Genomic DNA, 25225 nt, shown 5'->3' on the forward strand with positions numbered 1-25225 from the left:
TGCCGCGGCCACGGCGGACCGCTCATGTCTTCCAGTGGTGCCGCCCGATGCTGATGAGGCGCAGCCGCTGCGTCGCGGTCCGGGCCACCCGTTCTTTCTCCTCGCCGGGGCGAGGGCCCTCCAGGGCCTCAAGGAACTGGGACGCGGTCATCAGCATCTGGTCGACGTACAGGCCGGCGAGCATCAGCAGATCCTCGTCGCTCCACCCGGCGGACTCCGGGTGCAGCGCCAGTGAGCCCTTCACCTCCTCGGTGAACAGGGCCAGTTGCCGACGGATCGCCTCCCGCACCGGCTGGACACCGCCGTGCCGCTCGCGCGCGATGAAGCGCACATGAGCCGGCCAGGCGTCGACATGGCGGGCGATCAGGTCGACGGCGCGCTCGATGCGTTCCTCCCAGTCGCCGACCACGGAGACCGTCGACTCGATCATCGGGTGCAGGCTGCCGAGAGCCTGCTCGACCAGTTCCGTGCCGAGGTCGGCGATCGAGCGGAAGTGCCGGTAGAACGCGGCCGGCGCGATGTCCACCGCCCGGGTGACCTCGCGCAGTCCCAGGCTGCTCAGAGACTGCTCCTCCAGCAGTTCCAGCGCCGCGTCCAGGAGCGCCTGCCGGGTCTTCTGCTTCTGGGCCTGCCGGATGCCGAGGGTGTGACTCATGCCATGCAGTTAACAACTGTTCTCTGGAATTTGAAAGCCGGGAAGCGCGCTAGACTATGGAGTCAGTGAACAACTGTTACAACAACTGTTCACCGAACCTTCACGCGAGAGGCATCTAGGAGGGGGATCTCATCCCATGCTGTTCCTCGTCGCCGCACTGCTGGTGCTCGGCACCGTGCTGGGCACCGTGGCCCACGCACCGCTCGGCTTCACCCTTGTCGCCGCGGCCGTGATCGCCGTATGGCTCACGGTCTTCGCGATCCGCGAACGGCACGGACGTCGCCGGCAGACGTCCGCCCACTGACCCGCGCACACCCAACAACCGTCGGGAGCTGACGCATCATGAATCTCACCGCCGAACGAACCGGAAAGACCACCGCAAGCGTCCGTCGCGAGGCCGGGCGCGAGGCGGACGGCATGGCCGTCGCGTCCTTCATTCTGGGACTCCTCGGCCTTCTCGTCCTCAACCTCTTCCTCGGTCCCATCGCCATCGTCCTGGCCTCCGTGGCCATGTGGCGCGGCACCAAGCGCCCGGGGCGCGCACTCCTGGGTCTCGGCCTGGGCGTCGCCGACCTGGTGGTCCTCGCGGCCTTCACGCAGGCCGACCACTCGGTGTCCTGGAGCTTCTAGCCGGGGCGCCGGTGGGCGCCTGTCACACCGGCCGCACGTCGGCCGTGAGACGGGCGGTCCTAGAATTGGCGCACCATGGCTTACCTCGATCACGCCGCGACCACCCCGATGCTGCCTGAGGCGGCTGAGGCGCTGAGCGCACAGCTCGGCATCACCGGCAACGCCTCTTCCCTGCACGCGTCCGGCCGCCGCGCGAGGCGAGCCGTCGAAGAGGCCCGCGAGACCCTCGCCGAGGCGCTGGGCGCCCGCCCCAGCGAGGTCGTGTTCACCGCGGGCGGCACCGAGGCCGACAACCTGGCGGTCAAGGGCCTGTACTGGTCGCGCCGTGAAGCCGACCCGGCCCGTACCCGCGTCCTCGCGAGCCCCGTCGAACACCACGCGGTGCTCGACGCCGTCGACTGGCTCGGCGAACACGAGGGCGCCACGGTCGAGTACCTGCCGGTCGACTCCTACGGCCGCGTCCACCCGGACGCCCTGCGCGAGGCCATCGCCCGCAACCCCGAGGACGTCGCCCTCGCGACGGTGATGTGGGCCAACAACGAGATCGGCACGATCATGCCGGTCCGGGAACTCGCCGATGTCGCGCAAGAATTCGACGTCCCGCTGCATGCCGACGCGGTCCAGGCCTTCGGCCAGGTACCGATCGACTTCGAGACCTCCGGGCTCGCGGCGATGACGGTCTCCGGACACAAGGTCGGCGGCCCGTACGGCATCGGGGCGCTGCTCCTCGGCCGCCAGCACAGCCCCGTCCCGGTGCTGCACGGCGGCGGCCAGGAGCGCCATGTCCGTTCCGGCACGCTCGACGTCCCGGCCATCGTCTCCTTCTCCGTCGCAGGACGGACCGCGGCCGGGCGCCGCGAGTGGTTCGCCCGCGAGATCGGCGCACTGCGCGACGACCTGATCACCGCGGTTCACGCGGCCGTCCCCGACGCGATCCTGGGCGGGGACCCGCTCGACCGGCTCCCGGCCAACGCCCACTTCGCCTTCCCCGGCTGCGAGGGCGACTCGCTGCTCCTGCTGCTGGACGCCCAGGGCATCGAGTGCTCCACCGGCTCCGCCTGCACGGCCGGCGTGGCCCAGCCGAGCCATGTCCTGCTCGCCGCGGGAGCCGATCCGGACATCGCCCGCGGCACCCTGCGCTTCTCCCTCGGCCATACGTCCACCGCGGCCGACGTGGAGGCGGTCGCCAAGGCGATCGGCCCCGCGGTGGAACGCGCCCGTACCGCGGGACTGAGCTGACGCGTAAGGAAACGGGCACGGCTCCGGGCGGCCCTCCGGGAGCCCCTTCGAGCCCCGTACTCTTGAAGAGCTATGACTGACACACCGCAGCGCCCCCTCCGCGTCCTCGCCGCCATGTCCGGCGGGGTCGACTCCGCCGTCGCCGCCGCCCGCGCCGCCGAAGCGGGCCATGACGTGACCGGCGTCCACCTCGCGCTGTCCGCGAACCCGCAGTCCTTCCGTACGGGCGCGCGCGGCTGCTGCACCATCGAGGACTCCCGTGACGCCCGCCGCGCCGCGGACGTCATCGGCATCCCCTTCTACGTCTGGGACCTCGCCGAACGCTTCCGCGAGGACGTGGTGGAGGACTTCGTCGCCGAGTACGAGGCCGGGCGCACCCCGAACCCCTGCCTGCGCTGCAACGAGAAGATCAAGTTCGCGGCGCTGCTGGACAAGGCCCTCGCCCTCGGCTTCGACGCGGTGTGCACGGGCCACTACGCCAAGGTCATCACCCTGGACGACGGCACCCGCGAGCTGCACCGCGCCTCCGACATGGCGAAGGACCAGTCGTATGTGCTCGGGGTCCTCGACGACAAGCAACTGGCCCACGCGATGTTCCCGCTCGGCGACACGGTCACCACCAAGGAGGAGATCCGTGCGGAGGCCGAGCGCCGGGACCTCGCGGTGGCCAAGAAGCCCGACTCGCACGACATCTGCTTCATCGCGGACGGCGACACACAGGGCTTCCTCGCCCAGCGGCTCGGCCGGGCGGAGGGCGACATCGTGGACGAGTCCGGCGCCAGGCTGGGCACGCACGACGGCGCGTACGGCTTCACGATCGGCCAGCGCAAGGGCCTGCGGATCGGCGTCCCGGCGCCCGACGGCAAGCCGCGCTATGTGCTCGACATCTCGCCGGTCGACAACACGGTGACGGTCGGCCCGGCCGCCTCCCTCGACGTCAGCGCCCTGACCGCCGTCAAGCCCCGCTGGTGCGGCGCGGCCCCCACGGGCCCCGGCACCTACACGGCCCAGCTGCGCGCCCACGGCGACGAGACACGGGTGACCGCCGAACTGGCCGACGGCACGCTGCGGGTCGCCTTCACCGAGCCCGTGCGCGGGGTGGCACCCGGCCAGGCGATCGTCCTGTACGAAGGCACACGCGTGGTGGGCTCGGCGACGATCGCCTCGACCACGCGCGCGACGACCGCGGTGGCCTAGGGCCTTTACGAAAGACCCCAGGGCCCTTACGAAAGGCCCTGGTTCGCCTGACGGGCGAAGAACTCCGCCAGCACCGGGGCGAGAACCTCCGGATCCACCATGTGGTTCTGGCCCTCGAGCACGTGGTACGTGCCCTCGGGCGCCGCCTCGGCCACCGCCTCGGTCGCCCGGCGCAGCCACTCGGGGCTCGCCCCGCCCGCGACGGCCAGGAGCGGGACGCCTGCCCGGGCCAGCCGGTCCCGGGGCACCAGGCCGTCGCCCATCACGGCGTTGTCGTACGCGAGGGTGGGGGCGATCGCCTCCATGCCGGCCCACATGGGGGAGCGGCGGGCGTTCGCGATCATCTCGGGCGCCAGGCCCGTGAGCCGGAGGAACAGCTCGACCGCGTCCCCCGGCCGGTCGTCACCGAGCGCCTCGGTGAGGTTCTTCGTGTACTCGGCGCGCTCTTCCGCCCCGCCGCCGTAGTCGGCGAACGGCGTCTCGTAGACGGCGGCCTGACGGACCGGCAGCCCGCTCGTCGCCGCCTCCAGCACCAGCGCGCCGCCCGACGAGACGCCGTACAGCGACGCCTCGCCCCCGGCGGCCTCGATGAGCGCCGCGAGGTCCTCCACCTCGCGGGCCACCGCGTAGGGCTGGGTGTCCCCGCTGCCGCCGCGGCCCCGGCGGTCGTAGACGATGACGGTGAAGCGGTCCGAGAGGCGCGCGGCCAGGGGCGCCACCGTGGCGCCCGTGGACATCGCACCGCTCACGAGGACGACCGCCGGGCCCTGTCCGGTGCGTTCGTAGGCGATGGAGGTGCCGTCGCGCGAGATGGTCTGGTTGTCCATGACTGTGAGACTGCCCCAGACGACGGCACTACGCGCTCACGACACCTCGACTTCGTAGAAGCAGAGGTGGTCCTTGATCTGCGCGACCTCCGGCTTGGGGTCGGGGTACGCCCAGACCAGGTCCGCCGCGCCGGGCAGGGACCAGTAGGACGCGGTGCCCTTGAAGGGGCAGACGGTGTGGGTGTCGGACGGGGTCAGCAGGTCCAGGCGGACGTCCTCCGCCGGGATGTAGTACCGCGGGGGACAGCCGGTCTCGTGCAGCACGAGTGCCCGGTCGCTCTCCGCCAGCACCTTTTCGCCGTGCACCACGCGCACGTGCTCGTTGCCTTGCTCGATGGTGATCGTGTGTCCTTCGGCCATACCTGTGACAGCACGCGCGGGCCCCCGGTTCTTCCCGCGTACGCTCGCCGCATGAACATATGCGTCTTCCTCTCCGCCGCCGACCTCGACGACCGCTACACCCGGCCGGCGCAGGAGTTCGCCAAGCTCCTGGGCAAGGGCGGCCACACCCTGGTGTGGGGCGGCGCCGACGTGGGGCTCATGAAGGTGGTCGCCGACGGGGTGCGGGAGGCGGGCGGCAGGCTGGTCGGCGTCTGTGTCGAGTTCCTCGCGGCCAGGGCGCGGGCGGACGCCGACGAGATGGTGATGGCCGAGAACCTAGCCGAGAGGAAGCGGCTGCTTCTGGAGAAGGCCGACGCGGTCGTGATCATGGTCGGCGGGGCGGGAACGCTCGACGAGGCGACCGAGATCATGGAGCTGAAGAAGCACGGGCACACCGACAAGCCGGTGGTCCTGCTGAACACGGAAGGGTTCTACGACGGCCTCAAGGAGCAGTTCCGCCGTATGGAGGACGAGGGCTTCCTGCCCCGGCCGCTGTCGGACCTGGTGTTCTTCGCCGAGGAACCGGCCGGGGCCATGGCGTATCTGGAGGAGTCGCTCTCCGGCCGCTGACGGCCTGGTGCGAGCATGGCGGGCATGGCTACTCATGTGATCACCGGTGCGGGTTCCGGCGTCGGCGCGGCCGTCGCCCGCCGCCTGCACGCGCGCGGGGACGACCTCGTGCTCCACGCGCGCGACGCGGGGCGGGCGAAGGAGCTCGCGGCCGAGTTCCCCGGAGCGAAGACCCTGGTGGGCGACCTCGCGGAACCCGACAGGCTGTCCTGGGCGTTCTCGCATCAGACCCTGCCGGACCGCGTGGACGGTCTGCTGCACATCGCCGGCGTCGTCGACCTCGGCCGGGTGGACGAGCTGACCCCGAAGTCCTGGCACCACCAGCTCGACGTCAACCTGATCGCGCCTGCCGAGCTCACCCGCCACTTCCTGCCCCAGCTGCGTGCCACGCGCGGCCATGTCGTGTTCGTGAACTCGGGCGCGGGACTGAACGCCCACGCCCACTGGGCGGCGTACGCGGCCTCCAAGCACGGCCTGAAGGCCCTCGCCGACTCCCTGCGCCAGGAGGAGCACGCGAACGGCGTCCGGGTCACCTCGGTCTACCCAGGCCGCACCGCGAGCCCGATGCAGGCCAAGGTCCACCAGCAGGAGGGCAAGCAGTACGACCCGTCCCAGTGGATCGACCCCGAATCCATGGCGACGGCGATCCTGATGGCCATCGACTTGCCGAGGGACGCGGAGGTCAACGACCTGACGGTACGTCCGGGCACGTAGTCCTCGACCGGACACGCGGCCTGGCGCCGCTTGTCCGGTCCATCGGCCGGTTCCCCGCCGGACCGCGTGAGGCCAACCCAGCCGGTCCGGCGTTTGAGGACGAGGCCGTTGAGGCCGATGGGGGTCGGGGGCGCGGCCTCGTGGCGGTTCGGGGCATCCCAGCCGGTCCGGCGTTTGAGGACGAGGCCGTTCAGGCCGAAAGGGGGCCCGGGGCGCAGCCCCGTGACGTCCACGACCACGCCGAGACGACCGTCCCCGCACCCCAAGCGGAGCGCATACGCTGCACGGGTGAGCGAAAACACCCACCCCCACCTTGGCGGAGCCACCGGCATCGGCTCCATGCCCGGCGCGGACGCGCGCGAGGCGGCCAAGACCGTCACCGGCAGCCTCGAGGACTTCCCGTTCCTCGCGGAGCTGCCGGCCCGCGGCCCCGGCGCGGACATGATCGGGCGGACCGCCGGAATGCTCGTGGACCTGTACGCGCGAGTGGAGCCCAGCGGCTGGCGGTTCGGCGACCGGCCGGGGCGGGACACCAAGCGGGCCCGGTCCTGGCTGGGAGAGGACCTCGACGCCCTCGAGGAGTTCACCCAGGAATACGAGGGCCCGCTCAAGGTCCAGGCCGTCGGCCCATGGACGCTCGCCACCGCTCTCGAACTGAAGAACGGCGAGGCGGCCCTCTCCGACGCGGGCGCCTGCCGAGACCTGGCCGGGTCGCTCGCCGAGGGGCTGCGGCTCCACCTGGACGAGGTACGAAGGCGCGTACCCGGCGCGCGGGTGGTGCTGCAACTGGACGAGCCGTCGCTGACCGCCGTCCTGCGTGGGCAGGTGAAGTCGGCCAGCGGCTACCGCACCCACCGGGCCGTGGACCGGCAGATCGTCGAGGCCACGCTGCGGGACGTCGTCGGGGTGCACCCGGACGGCCCGGTCGTGGTCCACTCGTGCGCACCGGACGTACCGTTCGCCCTTCTGCGCAGGGCGGGCGTCGCCGGGGTCTCCTTCGACTTCTCTCTTCTCACCGAGCGTGACGACGACGCGATCGGCGAGGCGGTGGAAGGGGGGACCCGGCTCTTCGCCGGAGTGGTCCCCGGCGCGGACGGCCCATTGTCAGACCCTGCCGGTAGCGTCATGGGTGTCAGAACGCTGTGGCGCAGGCTGGGGCTGCGCCCGGGGCTCCTCGCGGACGCGGTCACGGTCACACCGGCCTGCGGTCTGGCGGGTGCGTCCCCGGACTACGCCCGCAGGGCACTGGCCCACTGCGTCAGGGCGGCGAGATCCCTAGCGGACAACCCAGAGTAACGGGAGGACCACACGGTGGCCGGCGACAACCAAGCGGAGACGACGGTGCCCGCCGAGGCGCGGGAGCAGCACGCGCAGCTCGCTGAGCAGATCGAGGAGCACCGCTTCCGGTACTACGTGAAGGCCGCTCCCGTCGTCAGCGACGCGGAGTTCGACCGCCTTCTGCGTTCCCTGGAGGCGCTGGAGGAGGAGCATCCAGGGCTGCGCACGCCCGACTCGCCGACCCAGAAGGTCGCGGGGTCGTACGAGACGGAGTTCACGTCCGTCGAGCACCGCCGGCGCATGCTCTCCCTGGACAACGCGTTCGACGACGAGGAGCTCGCTGCCTGGGCCGACCGTGTCGCCAAGGAGGTCGGCACCTCCGAGCACCACTTCCTGTGCGAGCTGAAGGTGGACGGCCTCGCGGTCAATCTCACCTATGAGCACGGGCGGCTCACGCGCGCCGCGACCCGAGGTGACGGCCGTACCGGTGAGGACATCACCCCCAATGTCCGTACGATCACGGAGATTCCGGACCGCCTCAAGGGTGACCGCGTCCCCGACCTCGTGGAGATCCGGGGCGAGGTCTACTTCCCGATGGACAAGTTCCAGGAGCTGAACGCCCGTCTGGTGGCCGGCGGCGACAAGCCGTTCGCCAACCCGCGCAACGCGGCGGCGGGTTCCCTGCGCCAGAAGGACCCGCGCGTCACGGCCACCCGCCCCCTGCACATGGTGGTGCACGGCATCGGCGCCCTGGAGGGCTTCCGGAACGGCCTCACGCGTCTCTCCGAGGCCTATGGGCTGCTGCACTCCTGGGGACTGCCCACCGCCAGACACAACGAGGTGGTCGACGGCCTCGAGGGCGTACGGAGGTTCATCGCGCACTACGGCGGCGACAACCGGCACTCCGTGGAGCACGAGATCGACGGAGTGGTGGTGAAGCTGGACGAGATCCCGCTCCAGGGCCGCCTGGGCTCCACCTCCCGCGCCCCCCGCTGGGCCATCGCGTGGAAATACCCGCCGGAGGAGGTCAACACCAAGCTCATCAACATCCGTGTGGGCGTGGGCCGCACAGGCAGGGTCACGCCCTACGCGCAGGTCGAGCCGGTCACCGTGGCGGGCTCCGAGGTCGAGTTCGCCACCCTGCACAACCAGGACGTCGTCAAGGCGAAGGGCGTGCTCATCGGCGACACGGTGGTGATCCGCAAAGCGGGCGAGGTCATCCCGGAGATCCTCGGTCCGGTCGTCGACCTGCGCGACGGCACGGAACACGCGTTCGTGATGCCCTCCGAGTGCCCCGAGTGCGGTATGCCGCTGCGGGCGATGAAGGAGGGCGACGTCGACCTTCGGTGCCCGAACGCGCGCTCGTGCCCGGCCCAGCTGCGTGAGCGCCTCTTCTATCTGGCGGGCCGCAAGGCGCTCGACATCGAGCACTTCGGATATGTGGCCGCCGCGGCTCTCACCCGGCCCCTGGAGCCGGCCGACCCGCCGCTGAAGGACGAGGGCGACCTGTTCGACCTCACCGTCGAGCAGCTGCTGCCCATCAAGGCGTACGTCCTCGACCAGGACAGCGGTCTGCCCAAGCGGGACCCGAAGACCGGCGAGGAGAAGGTCGCGACGGTCTTCGCCAACCAGCTGGGCGAGGCCAGGAAGAACGCGCTCGCGATGCTGGAGAACATCGCGGCGGCCAAGGAACGCCCGCTCGCCCGCCTTCTGACCGGACTGTCGATCCGCCATGTCGGCCCCGTGGCGGCGGAGGCGCTGGCCCGCGAGTTCCGTTCCATCGACCGCATCGACCAGGCGACCGAGGACGAGCTCAAGGCCACCGAAGGTGTCGGTCCGATCGTGGCCGCAGCGGTCAAGGAGTGGTTCGCGGAGGACTGGCACCGCGACATCATCCGCAAATGGAAGGCCGCCGGCGTCCGGACGGAGGAGGAGGGCTCCGGCGAGGAGGAGAGCCCCCGCCCACTGGAGGGGCTCACGGTCGTCGTCACCGGAACGCTGGAGCACCACACACGCGACGGTGCCAAGGAAGCCCTGCAGAGCAGAGGCGCGAAAGTGACCGGTTCCGTTTCCAAGAAGACGTCGTTCGTCGTCGTGGGCGACAATCCCGGCTCGAAGTACGACAAGGCCATGCAGTTGAAGGTTCCGGTCCTCAACGAGGAGGGTTTCGCCGTCCTGTTGGAACAGGGGCCTGAAGCAGCCGCGGAAGTCGCGCTTCCAGCAGGGGAGTAGTGAGTAAACCTCAACCGTTCGGCGCATACCAGATGCATACGGATGGCCGGGGCGCATTCGGGCAACCACCGACGACCGCTGCCCGCGGAAGCCATCCGCGGCCTACTGTTGAGGTGTGTGCCTGCCGTGCCCGGACGCGTGGTGGGTTTTCAGACGGTTTCAGACGCGGTGTCGCCCATGGCCAGCCGGGCGCGGGTCCGCGTGGCGTGGGCACCGCCGGCTGTGAGAGGGACGGGAATGGAACCGACCAAGAGCGCCGCCCCCATCTCGCGGCTGCCCCTGAACAGGGTGCGCGGCGCCTGGCGGGTGGCCCGTCGTAGTACGCGTCAGGCCCGCCACCCACACACGGACGGCTCCCGCGCCGCCACGGGCGGCGGCCTCGACGCGGGCGGAGTACCGGCACCGATAGCCGCGCCCGGCACCGGAGTCCTCCCGACGAACGCGCCGGGCCTCCCGGCCCTCCCGGCGGGCCCCGCCGCGCTCACCACCGGGCGCACGGGCGGACTGCCGGCACGGGACTCCGAGGAGGACGGACGGCATGCGACGTGGCCCGCGCTGCCCGCGGCCGTCGTCGGGACCGCCGCGCTCGTGCTGGGCGCCTGCTTCTACCGCGCGTTCGGCCAGCACCACGCGCTCTTTCCGTCCGGGGCCGCCGGCTGGTCCCTGGCCGTGCTCACCGGCATCATCGTCGGACATCTGATCGCACTCGGCCGCTCCCACTGGTCGGGCGGCATGGGCTCCGGAGCCGCGCTGACCCTCGCCGTCCTGCTGCTGTACGGCTGGGTGCCCGCGGGAATGGTCAGCCTCACCGTGGTCGTGCTCGTCGGCGCGGCGCGGCCCGGGCGATGGCGCGAGGACGTGCTGCACGGCGCTGTCGACATCCTCGGCATCGGCGCGGCGGCGCTCGCCCTGGCCGCCTTCGGCCGGGTCCCGACCGTCGAGACGCCCTGGAACCCGCAGAGCTGGACCGTCTCCTCCGCGCCCCAGGTCGTTCTCGTCGCCGTGGCGTACCTCGCCGTGACCCGGGCACTGCTGTGGTACCTGCACGCATCGCGCATCGGCGGTCTGCCCACCGCCGTGCGGACCGCGCTGGTCAGGCAGGGACTCGTGGCCGTCGCGCTGCTCGGCATCGCGCCGCTGGTCTGTGTCGTGGCCCTGGAACTCCCCATCCTGCTGCCGCTGTTCGCCGTCCCGCTCATCGCACTGGACTCCACGCTGTGGATCGCCCGCGCCCGGGCCGAGGAGCAGCTGCGTGACCCGCTGACCGGGCTGCCGAACCGGCAGTGGCTGCTGGAGCGCACCTGGAAGGCCCTGGACGACGCCGACCGCATCGGGGCGCGGGCCGCGCTGATGCTCATCGACCTCGACCGCTTCCGCTCGGTGAACGACACGCTGGGCCACCTCGCCGGGGACCGGCTGCTTCTGCAGATCGCCGAGCGGCTGCGACTGGCTCTGCCGCGCGGGGCGGAGGCCGCGCGGCTCGGAGGCGACGAGTTCGCCGTGTTACTGCCCGTCGCCGACTCCACGACGTCCGCGGCGCGAGCGGCCCGGTGCCTGGTCGCGGCGCTGAGCTCGCCCCTCGACCTCGACGGGCTCACGCTCGTCCTGGAGGCCAGCGCCGGGGTCGCGGTCTTCCCGGACCACGCGCTCGACGCGGAGGGACTGCTGCGGCGCGCGGACGTGGCGATGTACCAGGCGAAGCGGGACCGTACGGGCGTGGAGGTGTACGAGTCCAAGCGCGACTCGAACACCCCGGACCGCCTCGGTCTGCTGGGCGATCTGCGGCGCGCGCTGGACGCGCAGGAGGTGGAGCTGCACTACCAGCCGAAAGTGCGCTTCGACGGCCAGGTCGCAGGGCTTGAGGCGCTGGTGAGGTGGGTGCATCCCGAGCGCGGAAAGGTTCCGCCGGACGAGTTCATCGCGATCGCCGAGTCCTCCGGGCTGATGCCGCATCTCACGGAGTATGTGCTGGAGACCGCATTGGGACAGGTGGCGCGCTGGCGGGCACAGGGCCTCGAGGTGCCCGTCGCCGTCAATGTCTCGCCGCGCGACGTCCACTCGCCGGGCTTCGCGGGCGCGGTCGCCGCCCGGCTGGCACGGCACGGGGTGCCCGCCGGGGCGCTGCAGCTGGAGATAACGGAGCACGTGCTCCTGGAGGATCCCCAGCGGGCCGCGGACACGCTGGCCGCGCTGTGCGGGCACGGCGTGAAGATGTCGCTGGACGACTTCGGCACCGGTTACTCGTCGCTCGTGCATCTGAGGCGGCTGCCGGTGAGTGAGCTGAAGATCGACCGTTCGTTCGTGGCGCGGCTGGCGGTGGACGCGGAGGACGCGGAGATCGTGCGCTGCACGCTGGACCTCGCGCATTCGCTCGGGCTTCTGGTGGTCGCGGAGGGCGTCGAGGACGACGAGACCTGGGAGCGGCTGCGGGACCTTGGATGCGATGCGGTCCAGGGGTGGCTGGTGGCTGCGGCGATGCCCGCCGATGAGACCACCGCGTGGCTGCGGGCGCGGGGCGTAAGGGGGCGGCCCCGGCCGCGGGCGGCCTTGCCTGCGGCGCCTGCTGTTACGGACGACTGAGCGGTCCGCTCGGCTGGGGTCCGTCGTCGTCCGCGGACGCGTCGGTCTATCGCGCAGTTCCCCGCGCCCCTGTCGGGGTGCTGCGGTGCGCCTTCACCCGTGGGTGCGTCGTGGTGTCCCGCGTAGCTCCCCGCGCCCCTGTGGAGCCACTTCCGGTGTGTTGTGATCTGAGGGCGCGTCGTGGGATTCGCGCAGTTTCCCCGCGCCCCCGAGCGGCGCGTTTCGCGCGCAGTCGCGTGGCGGAGGCGGATGTCGGCAGGTCTCCGGCCCTCGGACGCGCGCGAAGCGCGCTCTCGAGGGGCGCGGGGAACTGCGCGACCTGCCACGACGGTGCCGAGGTTCCTTCCACGCGTCGTGGCTGGTGGCGCTCGTGTGGCGGAGGCGTACAGCGATGCGGAGGTGCGTATTCACAGGGGCGCGCGCCCCACGATGGGCGGTCCCCGGTCAACCCATGCGCGGGCAGTCGGGCCCGCGCCATAGGATTGGCCCCAAACCACACACACTCACCCCAGAGGATCGCTGCATGCCTGGCATCACGCGCGAGGAGGTCGCCCACCTCGCACGGCTGGCGCGTCTGGAGCTGAAGCCCGAAGAGCTCGACCACTTCGCAGGCCAGCTCGGCGACATCATCGGCGCGGTCGCCCGCGTCGCCGAGGTCGCCGACCAAGACGTACCACCGACCTCCCACCCGCTGCCGCTGACCAATGTCATGCGAGCGGACGAGGTCCGTCCGTCGCTCACCCCCGAGCAGGCGCTGTCCGGTGCCCCGGCCCAGGAACAGCAGCGTTTCAAGGTGCCGCAGATCCTGGGGGAGGAGTAGCCCGTCATGACGGACAAGAACAGCATCATCCGGCTCACGGCCGCCGAGACCGCCGAGAAGATCGCCTCCGGTGAGCTCACCGCCGTAGAGGTCACCGAGGCCCACCTGGCCCGTATCGAGGCCGTGGACGAGAAGGTGCACGCCTTCCTGCACATCGACCGCGAAGGCGCGCTGGCCCAGGCCCGCGCCGTCGACGAGAAGCGGGCGCGGGGCGAGGAACTCGGCCCGCTGGCAGGTGTGCCCCTGGCGCTCAAGGACATCTTCACCACCAAGGGCGTTCCCACCACCGTCGGTTCCAAGATCCTCGAAGGCTGGATCCCGCCGTACGACGCGACGCTCACCAAGCGCCTCAAGGACGCCGACGTCGTCATCCTCGGCAAGACCAACATGGACGAGTTCGCCATGGGGTCCAGCACCGAGAACAGCGCCTACGGGCCCACGGGCAACCCCTGGGACCTCACCAGGATCCCCGGCGGCTCGGGCGGCGGCTCCTCCGCCGCGCTCGCCTCCTTCCAGGCCCCGCTCGCCATCGGCACCGACACCGGCGGCTCCATCCGTCAGCCGGCCTCCGTCACCGGCACGGTCGGTGTGAAGCCGACGTACGGTGCGGTCTCGCGGTACGGCATGGTCGCCTTCTCCAGCTCCCTCGACCAGGGCGGGCCCTGCGCCCGTACGGTCCTGGACGCGGCGCTGCTGCACGAGGTGATCGCCGGGCACGACCCGCTCGACTCCACGTCGATCGACGCGCCCGTCCCGGCGGTGGTCGAGGCCGCGCGCAACGGCAGCGTCTCCGGCATGCGCGTCGGCGTCGTCAAGCAGTTCCGCGGCGAGGGCTACCAGGCCGGTGTCATCCAGCGTTTCGACGAGTCCGTCGAACTGCTGAAGGAGCTGGGCGCCGAGATCGTCGAGCTGGACTGCCCGTCCTTCGACCTCGCGCTGTCGGCGTACTACCTGATCGCGCCGTCCGAGTGCTCGTCCAACCTCGCCCGCTTCGACGGCCTGCGCTACGGCCTGCGGACCGGCGACGACGGCACGCGCTCCGCCGAGGACGTCACCTCCCTCACCCGTGAGGCGGGCTTCGGTGCCGAGGTGAAGCGCCGCGTCATGCTCGGCACGTACGCCCTGTCGAGTGGCTACTACGACGCGTACTACGGCTCGGCCCAGAAGGTCCGCACGCTCATCACCCGCGACTTCGAGAAGGCATTCGAGCAGGTCGACGTGATCGTTTCCCCGACGACCCCGACGACCGCCTTCGCGATCGGCGAGCGCGCCGACGACCCGATGGCGATGTACCTGGCCGACCTGTGCACGATCCCGACCAACCTGGCGGGCAACGCCGCCATGTCCCTGCCCTGCGGCCTCGCACCGGAGGACAATCTCCCGGTCGGGCTGCAGATCATCGCTCCGGCGATGCAGGACGACCGGCTCTACAAGGTGGGCGCCGCAGTCGAGGCCGCCTTCGTGGAAAAGTGGGGGCACCCGCTCCTGGAGGAGGCTCCGTCGCTGTGAGTAAGGCACTGTCCAAGGCCAAGGGCTTCAAGAAGTCCAAGTCCGGTACGTACCTGTCCATGGCCACCACCGCGTTCGGCGCGTTCGGTGTCGCGAAGCAGGTCAAGAAGGCCCGCGTCGAGCACGACACCCTGCGCCTCATCGACGCCGCCGTGTCCGCCGCCGCCATCGTCACCGGTCTCGCTCTTCTCGTCCGCGAGCTGAAGCGCCTGGGCGACGACGACGTCCTGCTGGGCTGAGAGGGAAGTTTCACCGTGACCACCACGACCGACCTGGTGTCGTACGAGGACGCGCTGGCGTCGTACGACCCCGTCATGGGCCTCGAGGTCCATGTCGAACTCGGCACCAAGACCAAGATGTTCTGCGGCTGCTCCACGGCGCTGGGCGCCGAGCCGAACTCGCAGACCTGCCCCACCTGCCTCGGCCTGCCGGGCGCGCTCCCCGTCGTCAACGCGATCGGCGTGGAGTCCGCGATCCGGATCGGTCTCGCGCTGAACTGCGAGATCGCCGAGTGGTGCCGCTTCGCCCGGAAGAACTACTTCTATCCGGACATGCCGAAGAACTTCCAGACCTCCCAGTACGACGAGCCGATCGCCTTCAACGGCTACCTCGACGTGCAGCTGGAGGACGGAGAGACCTTCCGTGTGGACATCGAGCGTGCCCACATGGAGGAGGACACCGGCAAGTCGACGCACGTCGGCGGGGCCACCGGCCGTATCCACGGCGCGTCCCACTCGCTGCTCGACTACAACCGCGCGGGCATCCCGCTGATCGAGATCGTCACCAAGCCGATCGTCGGCGCGGGCGAGCGTGCGCCCGAGGTGGCGAAGGCGTACGTCCGTGAGCTGCGCGAGCTCATCCGGGCGCTCGGCGTCTCCGAGGCCCGTATGGAGATGGGCCAGATGCGCTGCGACGTGAACCTGTCGCTGATGCCCAAGGGCGGTGACACGTTCGGCACGCGGAGCGAGACCAAGAACGTCAACTCGCTGCGCTCGGTCGAGCGTGCCGCCCGCTTCGAGGTCCAGCGCCACGCCGCCGTGCTCGACGGCGGCGGCAAGGTGATCCAGGAGACCCGCCACTTCCACGAGGACACCGGGTCGACGACCTCGGGCCGCGTGAAGGAGGAGGCCGAGGACTACCGGTACTTCCCCGAGCCCGACCTGGTGCCCGTCGCGCCCTCGCGCGAGTGGGTCGAGGAACTGCGCGCCGGTCTTCCGGAGCTGCCGCTGGTGCGCCGTACCCGGCTGCTGGACGAGTGGGGGATCTCCGCCACCGACATGCAGGCGATCCTCAACGCCGGTGCGCTCGACTCGATCGTGGCCACCATCGAGGCGGGCGCCGACGCGGCCTCCGCGCGCAAGTGGTGGATGGGCGAGCTGGCCCGCAGCGCCAACGAGTCGGGCAAGGCGCTGGACGAGCTGTCCATCACGCCGGAGCAGGTCGCCCGGGTCACCGCGCTGGTGGCCTCCGGGGACCTCAACGACAAGCTGGCGCGCCAGGTCATCGAGGGCGTTCTCGCCGGTGAGGGCACGCCGGACGAGGTCGTCGACAAGCGCGGGCTGAAGGTCGTGTCCGACGAGGGCGCGCTGACCTCCGCCGTGGACGAGGCGATCGCCGGCAACCCGGCCATCGCGGACAAGATCCGCGGCGGCAAGGTGGCCGCCGCGGGCGCCCTGGTCGGCGCCGTCATGAAGGCCACCCGTGGCCAGGCCGACGCCGCCCGCGTCAAGGAACTCATCCTGGAGCGGCTGGGCGTCAGCGAAGGCTGACATAAACGGACATAGTCCCCTTCGGGGGTGTCCTCGGGGGTGGTGCGCCTGATGCGGTGCACCACCCCCGACCGCATTCCGGAGCATTAACAAAAACCTTATGGTGCGACGGAGTTGCCGGTCCTGTCCGCCGGTCCGTCATTGGACTGAGTCCAATCGGGTCCCGGTCTTGTGACCAACGCCACGAAAGCGACAAATGATCTCTTTCGGCTGCAACAGTGGTGGGGATTGCTCATTCGTTCATTCGTTCTTTGCGGGCCGTTCAGTTCCATCAGCTGCAGCTCCCGGTCAAAGATCCACGAACCACCCCAGGGAGCATGTCTGTGGCCGCCCTAGCGCGCTGGTGTGTGCGTCACCGCCTCGTCACCGTCCTGCTGTGGCTGATCGCCTTCGCCGGGATCACTGCCGCCTCCGCGGCGGCGGGCTCCGCGTACTCGAACGACTACGGGGTTCCCGGCACCGAAGCGAACCGTGCCGCCCAGATGCTCGACCGGGGCTTCCCCGACCTCTCCGGGGACAGCGACACGGTGGTCTGGCACACGGGTGCGGGCACGGTGAACGCCGCCGACGTCGAGCAGACGATGACCCGCACCCTGGACCGCATCGCGGACCTGCCCGGCGTCGTCTCCGTCACCGGCCCCTATACGGGCAGTCACAGTGACCAGATCAGCCGCGACGGTCACACCGCGTACGCCACGGTCGACTTCTCCCAGCCCGCCGACAAGATCGGCAAGGGCCGGGCCAAGGCCGTCGTGGACACCGCCAAGGCCGCCGAGAGCGGCGATCTGAAGGTCGCGCTGGGCGGCAGCGCCGTCCCGTCCACCGATTCGCAGGGCAGCCACCTCGCCGAGGCGCTCGGCGTGGGCGTCGCGGCCGTGGTCCTCTTCCTGGCCTTCGGCTCGCTCGCCGCCGCCTTCCTGCCCATCGCCACCGCGGTGATCGGCGTCGGAACCGCTTACTCCGGCATCGGACTGCTCGGGCACGCGATGACCGTCGCCGACTTCGCGCCCATGCTCGGCATGCTGATCGGTCTGGGCGTCGGCATCGACTACGCGCTGTTCATCGTGACGCGGCACCGCCGGAACCTGAAGCGCGGTGTCCCGGTGGAGGAGGCCGCCGTGAGCGCCGTCGCCACCACCGGACGCGCAGTGGTCTTCGCGGGCGCGACCGTCTGCATCGCCCTGCTCGGCATGCTGATCCTGCGGCTCGGCTTCCTCAACGGCGTCGCGGTCGCCGCGTGCCTGACCGTCCTGCTCACCGTCGCGGCTTCGATCACCCTGCTCCCCGCCCTGCTGTCCTTCATAGGGCCGCGCGCCCTCGGCAGCCGCGAGCGCCGCAGGCTGGACGAGCACGGCCCCGAGCCCGAGCTGCCGACCGGCTTCGCCGCCCGCTGGTCGGCGTTCGTCGAGCGCCACCCGAAGAAGCTCGGCGCCGTCGCGCTGGTGGTCATGGCGCTGCTCGCGCTGCCCACGCTCTCCCTCCACCTGGGCACCTCCGACCAGGGCAACGACCCGAGGACGTCGACCACGCGGCAGGCGTACGACATGATCGCCGAGGGCTTCGGTCCTGGCGTCAACGGTCCGCTGACCGTGGTCACCCATGTGGGAGGCGCCGAGGACAAGCTGGTCCTCGACAACCTCGACCACACGCTCGAGGGCACCAAGGGCATCGCCTCGGTGACCCCGGTGACCTACGACAGCGGTGGCGATACGGCGTACCTCACCGTCGTACCGGACTCGGCCCCGCAGTCCAAGCAGACCAGCGACCTGGTGCACCGGCTGCGCTCCGACGTTCTGCCGAAGGCCGAGAAGGGCACCTCGCTCGACCTGTCCGTGGGCGGGGTCACGGCGAGCTACGACGACTTCGCGAGCGTGATCGTCAGCAAGCTCCCGCTGTTCGTGGGCGTGGTGATCGGTCTCGGCTGTGTGCTGCTTCTGCTCGCCTTCCGGTCCCTCGGCATTCCGCTGAAGGCCGCCGCGATGAACATCGCCGCCGTCGCCTCCGCGTTCGGCGTGGTCGTCGCGATCTTCCAGTGGGGCTGGGGCAGCGAGCTGCTCGGACTCGGCCGGGCCGGGCCGATCGAGCCCTTCCTTCCCGTGATCATGGTCTCGGTGCTCTTCGGGCTCTCCATGGACTACCAGGTGTTCCTGGTCAGCCGGATGTACGAGGAGTGGCTGGAGACCGGCGACAACCGGCGCGCCGTACGGATCGGCCTGGCCGAGACCAGCCGGGTGATCAACTCGGCCGCCGTCATCATGATCTCGGTCTTCCTCGCGTTCGTGCTCAGCGGTGACCGTGTGATCGCGATGTTCGGCATCGGGCTCGCCTCCGCCGTCGCCCTCGATGCCTTCGTCCTGCGTACCCTGCTCGTCCCCGCCCTCATGCACCTGCTCGGCGGCGCCAACTGGTGGCTGCCCTCCTGGCTGGACCGCAGGCTGCCGAAAATCAGCATCGAGCCGCCGGAGTGCCGTGCGACGATTTCAGCGCAGTGCGCGGAAGACGACGTGCTGGAGGACATGCTGATGAAGGAGCCGCAGCTCGATGTACGCGATATCCCTGGGTGACGACGGGGCCGAACTGAGGCCGCTCGAGCCGTGGCACGCCGAGGAGTTCCTGGCGCACCTCGACCGAGGGCGGGAGTTCATCAACGAGCACATCCCGTTCGGGTCGGGCGCCACGGACGTCCCCTCCGCCCGGGCCGTCCTCCAGTCGTACGCCGACAAGCGTGCCGCCGACACCGGCAGCCTGTACGGGCTGTGGCTGGAGGGAACCCTGGTCGGCGGGGTCCTCTTCCGAGTCTTCGACGCCGAGGGCGGCACGTGCGAGGCCGGCTGCTGGCTGGAGCCCGCCGGAACCGGCCGGGGACTCGTCACGCGCGCGATGCGGATCCTCATCGACTGGGCGATCGAGGAACGCGGCATCCACCGGGTGGAGTGGCAGGCGTCCTCCGCCAACGAACCGAGCATCGCGGTCGCCCGACGCCTGGGCATGACCCGCGACGGCGTCCTGCGACAGAACTACCGCTACCGCGGCGCACTCCGGAACACCGAGGTGTGGTCGGTGCTCGCGCCCGAGTGGAGGGCCGCACGGGCGTAGTTGCGGTGTCCCCGGGCGATCATTAAGAGACTTCTCATACACCGTCCGTACGGTGCCAGGCATGGGAATCGAGACAGTTGACGAGACCGGCACCAAGGCCACGACCGACGAGGAGACGGCGCGGACGACGCAGGCCGAGGACAGCCGGACCGAGGAATCCGCGGAATCCGCGGCCGAGGCCCCGACCGGGGTGGGCCAGGGAGCCGGGGCGGTGGTCTCCGCCGCACTCGGAGTCGTCTCCCTCACCGGCAGCTGGGTCGGCACCGTGGCCGCCGCCCGCCAGACCCTTGTGGGCCAGCTGCAGACCTCGTCCACGGCGAAGGTCGCCACGCAGATCAAGGCGGTGTACGGCGACGCCTGGCAGGCCACCGCGCTGTGGGGCGGCCTGTTCGCGCTCGCCGCGCTGCTGGTGGGCGTCGTCGTCCTGGCCCGCCCGGCCTTCGGCGAGCCCGGCAAGCCGCAGGCCGCTTGGACCAAGTCCGTCGCCTGGGGCGGCGTGTCCCTGGGCGTCCTCGGCCTGCTCCTGGCCGTCCTCAAGTACACCGACATCCTCATGGGCCTCCCCTCCGCCCCCTGACCCACCCCACCCCGCCCCGCGCCCCCAAGGGGACGCGGGGCGCCCCCGACCCCAACGCCACACCGAACTACGCAATCCTCACAACGCACCGGCAGTTGCACGACAGCGGCACGGGGAACTGCGCAAATCCCACTACGCACCCCGCAGCCGACGACGTACCGGCAGGTACTCGACAGGGGCGCGGGGAACTGCGCAAAAACCCACAACGCTCCCGCAGCCGACGACGTACCGGCAGTTGCTCGACAGGGGCGCGGGGAACTGCGCAAAACCCACAACGCACCCGCACGGGACACCCCCCGCCACACCCCTACGGCGCCTAGGACTTACGCCCGATCCTTACGTAAGCCCCCCGCCCGCCTCCCCACATCTAAGGTCCCCGACCCACCGCAAGATGCGGCACTCTCCCCATGCGCCAAACCCCCCTCGGAGACGAAGGTTGAGGACGTCGCAGAAAGCGGCACCACACCTCGATCTCTCCAGGGGACACACCATGTTCGAGTACGAACTCCATCAGATCCGTTCCGCCGAGCTGATCCGCGAGGCGGAGGACTACCGGCGCGGCCGCGAGGCCCGCAGGGCCCGCCACACGGACCGCGTGGCCGGCCGAGAACCCGAACGCACGGGCCGGCCGCACAGTCACCGGCGCGGCACCCGTGCCACCCGCACCGCGTGAACACCGGGTCACAGGAGCCCGGCGGCACGGGCACCGCGCTCCTCGAGGACGGCCGTACGGGGGTCGGACGTCCTCACCCCTCACCGACGGGGACCGTCCCCGTCGGTGAGGGCGCTGCGCGGGCCACCGCCCGCGGTTCGCGTCCAGCGATATCCGGTGCCCCTCCGTCCCGGGCCCGTGACATCCTCAGGAGCGTGGAGACCAGATCCGTCAGCCCCGTGTTCGTCGGCCGCGCCGAGGAGTTGGGGGTGCTGCACGACGCGCTCGCGCGCGCCGCCACCGGCGAGCCGCAGGCGCTGCTCGTGGCGGGCGAGGCGGGAGTCGGGAAGACCCGGCTCATCGAGGAGTTCACCGCCGCCGCGACCGGCGCGGGCGCGGTCGTCGCGCTCGGCGGCTGCGTCGAGATCGGCTGCGAGGGCCTGCCCTTCGCCCCCTTCTCCACCGCGCTGCGCGCCCTGCGGCGGCAGTTCCCCGAGGAGCTCGCCGAGGCCGCCGCCGGGCAGGAGGAGGAGCTGGCCAGGCTGCTGCCCGAGCTGGGTGAGACGCGCCGGGGCCACCGTGACGACGAGGAGGGCATGGCACGCCTCTTCGAGCTCACCGCGCGTCTGCTGGAGCGGATCGCCGCCCTCCGTACGGTGGTCCTGATCCTGGAGGACCTGCACTGGGCCGACGCCTCCACCCGCCATCTGCTCGCCTACCTCGTCCGCACCCTGCGCGGCGGCCGGGTGGCCGTCGTCGCCAGCTACCGCTCGGACGACATCCACCGCCGCCACCCCCTGCGCCCCCTCCTCGCCGAACTCGACCGGCTCCGCACGGTCCGCCGGATCGAACTCGGCCGGTTCAACCGCACGGAGGTCCAGCGCCAGATCGCCGGCATCATCGACGCGGAACCCGAACCGGCCCAGGTGGACGGCATCTTCGCCCGCTCCGACGGCAACGCCTTCTTCGTGGAGGAACTGGCCGTAGCCGCCCACGAGGGCTCCTGCGGCGGCCTCACGGACTCCCTGCGCGACCTCCTCCTCGTCCGCGTGGAAAGGCTGCCCGAGACCGCGCAGCACGTCGTGCGGATCGTCGCCGAGGGCGGTTCGACCGTCGAGCACCGACTCCTGGCGGCCGTCGCCCGGCTCACGGAGGACGACCTCATCGAGGCCCTGCGCGCCGCCGTAGGAGCCAGCATCCTGTTCGCCACACCGGAGGGCGACGGATACCGCTTCCGCCACTCCCTGGTCCGCGAGGCCGTGAGCGACGACCTGCTCCCCGGCGAGCGCTCCCGCCTCAACCGGCGCTACGCCGAGGCCCTGGAAGCCGACCCGACGCTCGTACCGGACGACCAGAGAGCTCCGCGGCTGGCCAGCTACTGGTACCTCGCGCATGACGCGGCCAAGGCCCTGCCCGCCGCTCTGGACGCCGCGGTGAAGGCCCGCCGCCGCCATGCGCACGCCGAGCAACTGCAGCTCCTGGAGCGGGCGATGGAACTGTGGGACGTCGCCCCCGACACCGTACGGTCTCAGCTGCGCCCGCACGACTACGCAGAGGTCTACCCCCCTTGCGGCTGCGACCCGGCGACCACCCCCCTGCGCTATCTCGACCTGCTGGCCGAGGCGGCCGTCGCGGGTCGGCTGAGCGGCGAGCGCGAGCGGGCCCTGAAGATCGCGAAGCGGGCGCTGCGCCTCCTGGAGGAGGAGACCGACCCGCTGCGCGCCGCCTGGTTCTGGGTCCAGCGCTCCAAACTGATGCGGAACACGGGGCGTGGCGACGGCCGGCAGGAACTGACCGCAGCTGAGGAACTGGTGCGCGGGCTGCCTCCCTCGGAGGTGCACGCCGAGGTGCACTCCGCCGTCGCCAACTGGTCGATGGTGCACGCCCCTGGACCCGACGCGCTCTCGGCCGCCGAACGCGCCGTCGAGTACGCGCGCATGGTGGGCGCCCGCGACACCGAGGTCAACGCCCGTCTCACGCTCGGCGGTCTCCTCATCGAAGCGGGCGACATCGACACCGGACTCGCGCAGATGTACGAGGTCAAGGAGCGGGCGGCGGAGCTCGGCAACGCCTATGTGACGGGCCGGGCCCATGTGAACCTGCCGTCGCACCTGGAGGGCATCGGCCGTTCCCGGGAGGCCGAGAAGGTGCTGCGCGAGGGCCTCGACCTCACCCGGAGACTGGGGTTGCGGGACGCCGAGGCGTGGGTGTGGGCCAACCTCGGCAAGTCCCTCTACTCCCTTGGGCGTTGGGACGAGGCGACCGACGCCGCGCTCGCCTCGGAGCGCGTGGGCCGTATCGGGGGCCCACGGGGTTTCTGCGCCGTGATCCATGCGCATGTCGCGCTCGCCCGGGGCGATCTGGCCGACGTCGAGCGCCAACTGGCCGCCACTCGCGAGCACTTCGGAACGAGCGACGCCGCGCCCCAGCATGTGCTCAGCGTGGTGCGCATCGCCGCCGAACTCGCTGTCGCGAAGGGCCACGCCATGGACGTCCGGGCCCTTGTCGAACCGACTCTGACCAGCGGCTTTCCCGTGGGAACCCAGCGCTACGGCTGGCCGCTGCTGCTTGCCGCGGCCATTGCGGAGGCCGCCGCCGCAGCGCTGCCCGCCGCCGAGCCAGGCCGGGACGCGAGCCTCGAGCGAATCCGTGCCTGCTCCAAGAAGCTTGCCGCGAACGCCCCGGTCTGGCAGGCGCACGCACGCTGGGTGGGCGCGGAACTGCGACGCGCCGAGGGCCTGGACGGGCCGCACGACTGGGAGGAGGTCGTGACCGCGTTCGAGGCGCTGGAGCGTCCATACGAGCTGGCCCGTGTCCGCCTCCGCCTCGCGGAGTCCCTGCTGGCCCCGTCGGGCGGCGAGGACGGTCGCGAACGGGCCGCCGAACTGCTGCGGCTGGCGGGCGCGGTGGGGGACCGCCTCGGTGCCGTGCCGCTCGCCGAGTCGATCGCCCTGCTGGGCCGGCGCGCCCGCCTCGCACCCGTACGCGAACCGGTGCCCCCGGACCCGGCCGCCGTACCGGATCCGGCCGAGTCCCTGGGGCTGACCAACCGGGAGCGTGACGTACTGCGCCTGGTCGCGGCCGGTCGCAGCAACCGGCAGATAGCCGAGGAGCTGTTCATCTCCCCGAAGACGGCCAGCGTCCATGTCTCCAACATCCTCGCGAAACTGGAGGTCTCGGGCCGGGGCGAGGCGGCGGCGGTTGCCCACCGTCTGCGGCTGTTCCCGCCGGAGGCGCCCGTGGCCACCCGCGCTGCGGGGTAGGGGCCACGCGGGGCCGGGAACGCCCCTACGACACCTCCACCTCCAGGATCCGGTCGTCGGCCCCCGACGGTTCGCCCCGCCCGTCCGTATTGCTCGTCGTCACCCACAGGGTGCCGCCCCCGGCCGCGACCACCGTGCGGAGGCGTCCGTACGTCCCCTTCAGGAACGCCTGCGGGGGCGCGGACGCCTGTGTGCCCCTGAGCGGGATGCGCCACAGCCGCTGTCCACGCAGGCCCGCCATCCAGATGGAGCCCTTGGCATAGGCGATGCCACTGGGGGAGGCGTCGTCGGTGTGCCACTGGGCGATCGGATTGTGGTACCGGGGGTCGGCCGACTTCCCCTCCGCGTCCGGCCAGCCGTAGTCGTCTCCGGGCTTGATCGCGTTGAGCTCGTCCCAGGTGTCCTGGCCGAACTCGGAGGCGAACAGCCGCTGCTTGCCGTCCCAGGCCAAGCCCTGCACATTGCGGTGGCCGTAGGTGTAGACGGGCGAGTCGACGAAGGGGTTGCCGGGAGCCGGTTCGCCCTCGGGGGTCATACGCAGGATCTTGCCGCCCAGGGACTTGCGGTCCTGGGCGAGACCCCGCTCGCCCGATTCGCCCGTCCCCGCGTACAGCATCCCGTCGGGCCCGAACGCGATCCGTCCCCCGTTGTGGATCATCCCTTTCGGGATGTCCCTGAACACCGTGTCCGGTGCCCCCAGTTGTTCACCGGCGGGCTTTTCGGGGTCGTACAGCATGCGGGCGATGCGGTTGTCCGAGTCCGTCGTGAAGTACGCGTAGACCAGGTGGTCCGAGGCGTAGCCGGGGGAGAGGGCGATGCCCAGGAGGCCGCCCTCGCCCGCGGCGGAGACACCGGGCACCGCGCCCAGGAGCGTCTTCCGCCCGGTCTTCTCGTCGATCCGTGTGATCGTCCCGTCGTCCCGGTCTGCCACCAGCAGTCCGCCGCCGGGCAGCGGGGCCAGGCCCCAGGGGGACTTGAGACCGGTGGCGACGGTGCGCACCACCCGGGCCGATCCGGTCGCGGGCGGCGTCTGCTCGGCGCCCGGTCCGGAGGCCGACGGCCTGGCCGCCGTACCGCCGGGCGAGCGGCTTCCGGGGTCCGGCCAGGGCTTGCCGCCGCCGGAGGAGCAGCCGGCCGCCAGCACCAGAGCGGACGCGGCCGACACGGCCGTCACAGTTCGGCGTCGCACGATTCAGGTCCCTTCGACGCGGTGCCCTCATCCCTTCCTACACCGCT

General features: G+C 71.2%; 22 protein-coding genes. 18 read left to right on the forward strand and 4 right to left on the reverse strand.

Annotated elements, in window-relative coordinates; all coding sequences use genetic code 11:
- Positions 1-22 precede the first annotated feature (22 nt).
- Positions 23-655: a TetR family transcriptional regulator gene (locus tag ABZ845_RS24705; RefSeq protein WP_360983196.1), complete on the reverse strand. Its 633-nt coding sequence runs from the start codon at positions 653-655 to the stop codon at positions 23-25.
- A gap of 136 nt (positions 656-791) precedes the next feature.
- On the opposite strand from ABZ845_RS24705, the gene ABZ845_RS24710 reads away from it, so the two are divergent.
- The 4 genes from ABZ845_RS24710 to mnmA all read left to right on the forward strand — a co-directional run bounded on the left by ABZ845_RS24710 (position 792) and on the right by mnmA (position 3721).
- Positions 792-959, forward strand: coding sequence for a hypothetical protein (locus tag ABZ845_RS24710; protein WP_360983198.1), 168 nt, complete (start codon positions 792-794; stop codon positions 957-959).
- Between the two features lie 38 nt (positions 960-997).
- Complete coding sequence (locus ABZ845_RS24715) at positions 998-1285, forward strand: DUF4190 domain-containing protein (protein ID WP_360983200.1); 288 nt, start codon at positions 998-1000, stop codon at positions 1283-1285.
- A 75-nt stretch (positions 1286-1360) separates the two neighbouring features.
- Complete coding sequence (locus tag ABZ845_RS24720) at positions 1361-2524, forward strand: cysteine desulfurase family protein (RefSeq protein WP_360983202.1); 1164 nt, start codon at positions 1361-1363, stop codon at positions 2522-2524.
- A gap of 72 nt (positions 2525-2596) precedes the next feature.
- Positions 2597-3721: a tRNA 2-thiouridine(34) synthase MnmA gene (gene mnmA, locus ABZ845_RS24725; RefSeq protein WP_360983204.1), complete on the forward strand. Its 1125-nt coding sequence runs from the start codon at positions 2597-2599 to the stop codon at positions 3719-3721.
- Positions 3722-3747: 26 nt separating this feature from the next.
- On the opposite strand, the gene ABZ845_RS24730 is transcribed toward mnmA, so the two are convergent.
- Complete coding sequence (locus ABZ845_RS24730) at positions 3748-4548, reverse strand: alpha/beta hydrolase (protein ID WP_360983206.1); 801 nt, start codon at positions 4546-4548, stop codon at positions 3748-3750.
- A gap of 36 nt (positions 4549-4584) precedes the next feature.
- Positions 4585-4908, reverse strand: coding sequence for a DUF427 domain-containing protein (locus ABZ845_RS24735; RefSeq protein WP_360983208.1), 324 nt, complete (start codon positions 4906-4908; stop codon positions 4585-4587).
- 51 nt (positions 4909-4959) lie between these two features.
- Between ABZ845_RS24735 and ABZ845_RS24740 the strand changes: the two genes are divergently transcribed.
- The 14 genes from ABZ845_RS24740 (at position 4960) to ABZ845_RS24805 (ending at position 23989) form a co-directional block, all read left to right on the forward strand.
- Positions 4960-5499 (forward strand): TIGR00730 family Rossman fold protein, encoded by a 540-nt coding sequence (locus ABZ845_RS24740; RefSeq protein WP_360983210.1) that lies wholly within the window; start codon positions 4960-4962, stop codon positions 5497-5499.
- 15 nt (positions 5500-5514) lie between these two features.
- Positions 5515-6213 carry an SDR family oxidoreductase gene (locus ABZ845_RS24745; RefSeq protein ID WP_360983213.1) on the forward strand — a complete coding sequence of 233 codons (699 nt, stop codon included), beginning with the start codon at positions 5515-5517 and terminating at the stop codon, positions 6211-6213.
- A gap of 288 nt (positions 6214-6501) precedes the next feature.
- A complete protein-coding gene (locus ABZ845_RS24750) occupies positions 6502-7509 on the forward strand; it encodes a methionine synthase (protein ID WP_360983214.1) in 1008 nt (335 codons plus the stop codon).
- 15 nt (positions 7510-7524) lie between these two features.
- The gene (ligA, locus tag ABZ845_RS24755; protein ID WP_360983216.1) at positions 7525-9723 is read left to right on the forward strand and encodes an NAD-dependent DNA ligase LigA; all 2199 of its coding nucleotides are present in this window, start codon (positions 7525-7527) and stop codon (positions 9721-9723) included.
- Positions 9724-9960: 237 nt separating this feature from the next.
- Entirely contained in the window at positions 9961-12303 is a 2343-nt protein-coding gene (locus tag ABZ845_RS24760) for a bifunctional diguanylate cyclase/phosphodiesterase (RefSeq protein WP_360983218.1), read from the forward strand.
- A 523-nt stretch (positions 12304-12826) separates the two neighbouring features.
- Positions 12827-13123, forward strand: coding sequence for an Asp-tRNA(Asn)/Glu-tRNA(Gln) amidotransferase subunit GatC (gatC, locus tag ABZ845_RS24765; RefSeq protein WP_359394993.1), 297 nt, complete (start codon positions 12827-12829; stop codon positions 13121-13123).
- A gap of 6 nt (positions 13124-13129) precedes the next feature.
- A complete protein-coding gene (gatA, locus tag ABZ845_RS24770; protein WP_360983220.1) occupies positions 13130-14632 on the forward strand; it encodes an Asp-tRNA(Asn)/Glu-tRNA(Gln) amidotransferase subunit GatA in 1503 nt (500 codons plus the stop codon).
- The gene (locus ABZ845_RS24775; RefSeq protein ID WP_360983222.1) at positions 14629-14871 is read left to right on the forward strand and encodes a hypothetical protein; all 243 of its coding nucleotides are present in this window, start codon (positions 14629-14631) and stop codon (positions 14869-14871) included. The genes gatA and ABZ845_RS24775 overlap by 4 nt, the downstream gene beginning before the upstream one ends.
- Before the next feature lie 15 nt (positions 14872-14886).
- Positions 14887-16401, forward strand: coding sequence for an Asp-tRNA(Asn)/Glu-tRNA(Gln) amidotransferase subunit GatB (gatB, locus tag ABZ845_RS24780; protein ID WP_360983224.1), 1515 nt, complete (start codon positions 14887-14889; stop codon positions 16399-16401).
- A 323-nt stretch (positions 16402-16724) separates the two neighbouring features.
- A complete protein-coding gene (locus tag ABZ845_RS24785) occupies positions 16725-18965 on the forward strand; it encodes an MMPL family transporter (RefSeq protein WP_360983226.1) in 2241 nt (746 codons plus the stop codon).
- Positions 18943-19497 (forward strand): GNAT family protein, encoded by a 555-nt coding sequence (locus tag ABZ845_RS24790; protein WP_360983228.1) that lies wholly within the window; start codon positions 18943-18945, stop codon positions 19495-19497. The genes ABZ845_RS24785 and ABZ845_RS24790 overlap by 23 nt, the downstream gene beginning before the upstream one ends.
- Positions 19498-19558: 61 nt before the next feature.
- Positions 19559-20074: a hypothetical protein gene (locus ABZ845_RS24795; protein ID WP_360983230.1), complete on the forward strand. Its 516-nt coding sequence runs from the start codon at positions 19559-19561 to the stop codon at positions 20072-20074.
- Positions 20075-20564: 490 nt separating this feature from the next.
- Positions 20565-20747 carry a hypothetical protein gene (locus ABZ845_RS24800; RefSeq protein ID WP_360983232.1) on the forward strand — a complete coding sequence of 61 codons (183 nt, stop codon included), beginning with the start codon at positions 20565-20567 and terminating at the stop codon, positions 20745-20747.
- A gap of 182 nt (positions 20748-20929) precedes the next feature.
- Entirely contained in the window at positions 20930-23989 is a 3060-nt protein-coding gene (locus ABZ845_RS24805) for an AAA family ATPase (RefSeq protein ID WP_360983251.1), read from the forward strand.
- A 25-nt stretch (positions 23990-24014) separates the two neighbouring features.
- Here the strand turns inward: ABZ845_RS24805 and ABZ845_RS24810 are convergent, their stop codons facing one another.
- Positions 24015-25178, reverse strand: coding sequence for a PQQ-dependent sugar dehydrogenase (locus ABZ845_RS24810; RefSeq protein WP_360983233.1), 1164 nt, complete (start codon positions 25176-25178; stop codon positions 24015-24017).
- Positions 25179-25225: the final 47 nt, after the last annotated feature.

The sequence above is a fragment of the Streptomyces sp. NPDC047022 genome (assembly GCF_040644155.1).
In the GTDB taxonomy this organism is placed as follows: domain Bacteria; phylum Actinomycetota; class Actinomycetes; order Streptomycetales; family Streptomycetaceae; genus Streptomyces.

Excerpts from the sequence above, each read along its gene's own strand:
- ABZ845_RS24705 (WP_360983196.1), bottom strand. The coding sequence starts at position 655 with ATGAGTCACACCCTCGGCATCCGGCAGGCCCAGAAGCAGAAGACCCGG.
- ABZ845_RS24710 (WP_360983198.1), top strand. The coding sequence starts at position 792 with ATGCTGTTCCTCGTCGCCGCACTGCTGGTGCTCGGCACCGTGCTGGGC.
- ABZ845_RS24715 (WP_360983200.1), top strand. The coding sequence starts at position 998 with ATGAATCTCACCGCCGAACGAACCGGAAAGACCACCGCAAGCGTCCGT.
- ABZ845_RS24720 (WP_360983202.1), top strand. The coding sequence starts at position 1,361 with ATGGCTTACCTCGATCACGCCGCGACCACCCCGATGCTGCCTGAGGCG.
- mnmA (WP_360983204.1), top strand. The coding sequence starts at position 2,597 with ATGACTGACACACCGCAGCGCCCCCTCCGCGTCCTCGCCGCCATGTCC.
- ABZ845_RS24730 (WP_360983206.1), bottom strand. The coding sequence starts at position 4,548 with ATGGACAACCAGACCATCTCGCGCGACGGCACCTCCATCGCCTACGAA.
- ABZ845_RS24735 (WP_360983208.1), bottom strand. The coding sequence starts at position 4,908 with ATGGCCGAAGGACACACGATCACCATCGAGCAAGGCAACGAGCACGTG.
- ABZ845_RS24740 (WP_360983210.1), top strand. The coding sequence starts at position 4,960 with ATGAACATATGCGTCTTCCTCTCCGCCGCCGACCTCGACGACCGCTAC.
- ABZ845_RS24745 (WP_360983213.1), top strand. The coding sequence starts at position 5,515 with ATGGCGGGCATGGCTACTCATGTGATCACCGGTGCGGGTTCCGGCGTC.
- ABZ845_RS24760 (WP_360983218.1), top strand. The coding sequence starts at position 9,961 with ATGGAACCGACCAAGAGCGCCGCCCCCATCTCGCGGCTGCCCCTGAAC.
- gatC (WP_359394993.1), top strand. The coding sequence starts at position 12,827 with ATGCCTGGCATCACGCGCGAGGAGGTCGCCCACCTCGCACGGCTGGCG.
- gatA (WP_360983220.1), top strand. The coding sequence starts at position 13,130 with ATGACGGACAAGAACAGCATCATCCGGCTCACGGCCGCCGAGACCGCC.
- ABZ845_RS24790 (WP_360983228.1), top strand. The coding sequence starts at position 18,943 with ATGTACGCGATATCCCTGGGTGACGACGGGGCCGAACTGAGGCCGCTC.
- ABZ845_RS24795 (WP_360983230.1), top strand. The coding sequence starts at position 19,559 with ATGGGAATCGAGACAGTTGACGAGACCGGCACCAAGGCCACGACCGAC.
- ABZ845_RS24800 (WP_360983232.1), top strand. The coding sequence starts at position 20,565 with ATGTTCGAGTACGAACTCCATCAGATCCGTTCCGCCGAGCTGATCCGC.